A 449-nucleotide genomic window follows, 5' to 3' on the forward strand; every position below is an offset into this window, starting at 1 on the left:
CTTTGGAGGGGCCGCAGCCGAAACGTCCGTCGGCGGGCAGGAGGTCAGCGGGGATGGTCAATTCAGCCACGGCTACCAGCCTAAACGGTGGCCCATTGAGACCTGCCTCACACAAAACAAAGCCCGCAGAGAACGTCACATGGGACGTTTCGTCCCAAACCTAGATTGGGCCTTCCCGCCCTGTTTACACTCGCCCAGAGCTTGTAGACTTTCAAGTAGCCCCAGAACGTAAAAGTTTGCAGGTCCGTTACTTAATCAAAGGAGATAGGCATGTCCCTCCGCGAGAAGTTGCGCGCGAAGAAGGAAGTGCGTGGCGACGCTAAGTACGTCCAGGTGCTGGAGACCCTGTCGCACGGATCGACGAACCGGAACTTCGATCCGTTTATCGACATCGACTGGGACTCGCCCGAGTACGCCGTCGTCCCCAATGACACCCGCTGGGTGCTCCC

The 449-nt window shown here is 58.4% G+C and carries 1 protein-coding gene; it reads left to right on the top strand.

The genetic code is table 11. The features are described 5' to 3' along the window. Positions 1-270: 270 nt before the first annotated feature. A partial coding sequence (locus BKG60_RS13620) for a diiron oxygenase (protein WP_165688711.1) occupies positions 271-449 on the top strand: 179 nt, incomplete at its 3' end.

Source organism: Mycobacterium syngnathidarum, assembly GCF_001942625.1.
GTDB lineage: Bacteria > Actinomycetota > Actinomycetes > Mycobacteriales > Mycobacteriaceae > Mycobacterium > Mycobacterium syngnathidarum.